Below are 4,804 nucleotides of genomic sequence, written 5' to 3'. Positions count from 1 at the left end.
AACGCGAACAGCGCAAAGAACATCGCGAACGGCACCAGCACCCAGGCCGATTGCAGCCGCGCCTGCAGATTTAGCTGGGCACCGAACAGGCCCATCAGCGCACCGAGCAGGGCAAAGCAGGCGGCCATCGGCAGCACATAGGCCAATGAAAGATTGAAACCGCGCCAGCCACCGACCTGGCCGCGTAGCACCACGCCGGACAGGATCGGCAGCATGGGCAGCACGCATGGCGTGAACGTCAGGCCCAGGCCGGCCAGGAAAAACAATGCCAGTTCGCGCCAGCTCCATGGATAAACCGTCGCCGGAGCGCCGCTGCCGTCGATGCTCAGGCGCTCGGTTTCCGGCGGATAGCACAGGCCTTTGTCGGCGCAACCCTGATAGGTCACGGCCAGGGTGAAGGCGCGTTGATCGGTGCGCGGTAGCTCGACGTCGAGAATGCCGTGGTAGACCTCGACGTCGCCGAAGTATTGATCATGCTTTTTCTGGCCGTCGGGCAGTTTCGCCGCGCCGAGGACGACGTCGGCCGGATCGGCGCGAAATTGAAAGCGGTGTCGGTAGAGGTAAWAACCTTCGGTGGCGACGAACCGTAGCTTGATCGATTGCGGCGTGCTGTCCACCAGACTCAGCTGGAACGCTTCGCGCACCGGCAGGAAGTCGGCGCTGTTGTTGATCGAGCCCAGGGTCGAACTGGGTCGGTTCTCCAGCAAGCCAGTGGCGCTGGCCGGCAGGGCGAACACTAAAAACAGCAGGCAAAGCAAACGGCGCATGACAATCTCGCGTATCGGAATTGGGGGGATGATAGCGGACGGCGGCGTGGTATGCAGGAGGGGAGTCTGAGGTGTTTGTTCTGACGCCATCGTCGGAACGCCGCCCGGACCAAGCTCGCTCCCACAGGGGATTTGCGTCGTGCACAAATCAAATGTGGGAGTGAGCTTGCTCACGATGGCGGTCTGTCAGACGCGAAAGGCTTGAACGGCGGTATGCAGTCGCCCACCCAGCACCAGCAAATTCTCTCCTTGCTCACGTCCTTCGCCAATGCGCAGCAAGTTATCCCCACCCAACTGGTGAATTCGCTCGCTGTGGTCACGGATCTCACTGACAGCACCGCTCTGCTGGGCGGTGACATCGGCGATGCGTATCGCCGTGTCGGAAATGGTCTGGATCGCCCCGACGATTTTATCCAGCGCGCCATCGGCGGCCTGGGCCTGGTTGGCCGTGGCTTCGGCGTGTTCGACCTGGGCGCGCATGCCATCCACCGATTGCCGTGCGGCGGTTTGCAGCCCTGCGATCAGCGCCTGGATTTCTGCCGTGGCCCCGGCGGTACGTTGCGCCAGTGAGCGCACCTCTTCGGCCACCACGGCAAAGCCTCGGCCCATTTCCCCGGCCCGGGCCGCCTCGATGGCGGCGTTCAAGGCCAGCAGGTTGGTCTGGTCGGCAATCGAGCGGATCACCGTCAACACGCCGCCGATGGTGGCCGATTCTTCGGCCAGGTGTTCGATCATTTGTGCATTGCCTTGCACTTCATCCACCAACGCATGCAGGCCGGTGAGGCTCAGGCCGATGACTTTCTGTCCATGCTCCACGGCCAGGCCGGCGTGGCGGCTGGCGTCGGCGGCCTGGCTGGCATCGCCGGCGACTTGTTGAATGGTCGCCTCCAGTTCGCTGAGGGAGTCGCGGATCAGTGCTGTGTCGCCGGCCTGATGCTCGGCGCCGCTGTGCAGGTCGTTGCTCAGGTCGGCCAGGGTGCGGCTGCTACCGGCCACCTGTTCGGCRTTGCGACGAATGGTCCCCACCAGATCCACCAGATAGGCGCGCAAGCGGTTGAGCGAGGCTTCAATGTCATGCAATTCGCGGTTGGTGTTGCCCAGTTGAATGTCGCGGCTGAAGTCGCCTTCGGCCCAGGTCGACAGGGCTGGGGCGAGGTTGGTCAGGGTCCGGGCCAGTTTGCGCTGCAGGGTGTCGATCAGCAGCGCGATCAACAGAATCAAACCGATCATCACACCTTGCATCAGCCGCACTTCGCCCTGGATCTGCCCGTGCTGGGCGCGCACCACCGGTTCCAGCCCGGCAATGGCCTGTTGCACGTCGGCGATTTTCACGTGAGTCGCGGCGCTGAGGTCGGCGCGTTTCTGGATTTGATCGCGAGTGCGCGTGAGCTCGGCCGGGTAGCGGGTGAGCAGGCTGTTCAGTTCGCGCTTGAGGCCGACGCCAGCATCTTCGGCGACGGTTTTTTCCTTGTTCTCAAGGCCCATCATCGAGGCGAAATCATCGGTGTTCGACTCGTTGCTGGTAGTCACGCCCAGCAAGGGCAGGGCGTCCAGTTTTTCGGCCTGGGTACGGATGTTGGCGACTTCGCGCTCAACATCGACGGCCAGTTCACTGCGGCCGCTGCTGACCAGTTTGTCCCGGGCCAGCGACAATTTGCCCAAGTGCTGCGACGCGGTAAGCAGCGGCGTCAGGTAGGCTGCGTTGCCGCTGGCGTACTGGCTGAGCTGATCGAGACTGGCACCCAGTTCGCGCTCGGCCTGCAGCAGCAAGGCCTGCGGATCGCCGGCCAGTTTGCCGGCGGCCAGCAGGTCGGTTTTGCTGAATTCTTCAAGGGTCGACAGGCTGGGGCGCAACGTCTCGGCCAAGGCCGGTGGCAATTCGCCGAGTTCTTTTTGCAGGCTGTCGATGCCTTGGGCGGCACTGCTCAGGCGCAGTGCATCGCCGCTGCCAAGGTAGTCCTCGACGCTGCGGGCCACTTCATTCTGAAATTGCTGCGACAAGCCCAGGTAGCGCTCCATTAATAGATACGGACGCTCAAGGGCTTTTTGCGACCACCACAGCGTAGCGCCGAGGGCCACGCACACGGCCACCAGAAGGAGGGTATTGAGATTGGTCAGCAGCTTCAGGCGCATTACGGACTACCAACGACAGAAATGGTAAGTGCCTGAAGTTATTGCGTTTCTGTTACAGGGTTATGACCGTATCGGTCGATTCCGATAAAAAAGTGGCACTTTGCTTTGATGTGCGTGCGGCCTGTACGCGATTGCGTCCGCCGTGTTTGGCGTGATACAGCGCTTCGTCAGCCTGGCTGGCCATTATCAGGCTGTCGGAGCTTTCGCAAAGCTCAACCACTCCGGCGCTGAAGGTGCACCACAGATCCTCGGGTTGAGCGGGGTAGTGAATCTCGGCAAAACGCTGGCGGATTTCATCGAGCACGTTGTAGGCCGCTTCGATATCGGTGTCCGGCATAACGATGGCGAACTCTTCGCCACCGTAGCGGCCGATGAAGTCGCTTTTGCGCAGGCGTTGCTTGAGAAACAGCGCCAGGCTCTTGATCACCCGGTCGCCCATGGGGTGGCCGTGGCTGTCGTTGACCCGTTTGAAGTGATCGATGTCGAGCATGGCAAAGCTCAGCGGCTTGCTTTCGCGGCGGGCGCGGAACGAGCAGTCTTCGAGCAATTGCAGGATATGCGTGTGGTTGTACAGGCCGGTGAGACTGTCGCGGACCATTCGTGCCTTGAGGTTGCGTGCCCGTGCCGCGCGATTACGCACGGTGGTGATCAGGTGCCGGGGCTTGATCGGTTTGGTCAGGAAGTCATCGCCGCCTTCGCTCATGGCGTCGAGCTGTTTGTCCAGGTCGTCTTCTGCCGACAGGTAAATGATCGGCACACTGACGTAACGGTCGTTATGGCGGATCACCTTGGCCAGTTCCGTGCCGGTGCAGGCTGGCATGTACATGTCGAGGATGATCAGGTCCGGCTGGAAATCCGCCAGTTCGGCCATGGCCTGGATCGGCTCGATCAACGTCCGGGTGACGATTCCTGCACTGTTGAGCAGGCGCTCGGTGTGCAGGGCCTGGGCGCGGGAGTCGTCGATGATCAGCACTTTATATGGTTCGTACTGGGCAACGCAGGTCAGGACTTCGATCTTCTCCAGCAGGCTCGACGCTTCGAGGGTGCCGGTGAGAAACTCCTGGCCACCGGCGCGCACGGCGGCGAGTCGGGTCGGGGTGTCGGTTTCGTGCAGGCTGAAGAACAGCAGCGGCAAGCGGTGGTCCAGGCCTTCCTGGGCTTCGGCGGCCAGTTTCAGGCCGACGCCGGGGCCGCTGAAATCCACGTCCATGACCATCGCCGCCGGCAAGCGCTCGACCATCGATGAGCGAAACGTGTCTACGCTGTCCAGGGACTGGGCGCTGAGCCCGAAGAATTCCAGTTGTTTGGCCAGGCGCTCGGCGCGGCCGTGATCCTGCAGCATCACATAGACGGGCTTGCGCAGCGGTGGCAGGAAGGTCTGATCGAGTTGGTCGCCGTGGCGCAGGCCGGTACGTGACAGGCGCTGCATCAAGCGATTGAGGTCGGTGATCAGGCCGCTGCTCAGGCGTCCGCGATTGGCGTCGACCGCCTCCAGGGACTGACCGATGTGGCGTGCCAATTGCGTGTGTTCCGGTTGTTCGAAACGCTCGGCGAAACGCAGCAGGCGCAGATTGGCCTCGCTCAATTCCGAAAGGTCGGCGGTGGACCACTCACTGCGTTGCAGGCGCTGCCATATCTCAAGAATCTGACGAGCCTGATGAATTACCCGCTGGGCAAAATGGTGCTTGAGGCGCTCGCGGCTGGGGTCTTCTGGCTCGGTCATATCCTGACTACTAGTTAGGGTGCACGCTGAGGTCGACTGGTGGCTCTATGCTAGCACCACTTTTCCATTACATGAGTGCTGTACGTCAATAATCTGCAATGTGGCTTCATTCAATTTGTGACCGATCGGTCTGACTCTGGGCTGTTTAGTCGCCGTGTGCGCAGGCGAAGTGCCGTGAATC

General features: G+C 61.7%; 3 protein-coding genes. All 3 read right to left on the bottom strand.

Annotation, left to right across the window (positions count from 1 at the left end; all coding sequences use genetic code 11):
* Positions 1-767, bottom strand: a 767-nt coding sequence (locus ACXRVY_RS17485; protein WP_458237852.1) for a protein-disulfide reductase DsbD domain-containing protein, incomplete at its 3' end; no start/stop codon positions are given.
* 186 nt (positions 768-953) lie between these two features.
* Positions 954-1,997 (bottom strand): methyl-accepting chemotaxis protein, encoded by a 1,044-nt coding sequence (locus ACXRVY_RS17480; RefSeq protein ID WP_457266120.1) that lies wholly within the window; start codon positions 1,995-1,997, stop codon positions 954-956.
* A 955-nt stretch (positions 1,998-2,952) separates the two neighbouring features.
* Positions 2,953-4,623 carry a diguanylate cyclase GcbA gene (gcbA, locus tag ACXRVY_RS17475; RefSeq protein ID WP_223462773.1) on the bottom strand — a complete coding sequence of 557 codons (1,671 nt, stop codon included), beginning with the start codon at positions 4,621-4,623 and terminating at the stop codon, positions 2,953-2,955.
* Positions 4,624-4,804: the final 181 nt, after the last annotated feature.

It is taken from the genome of Pseudomonas sp. P5_A2_2 (assembly GCF_054177685.1).
This window is presented reverse-complemented; position numbering and strand designations above follow the sequence as displayed.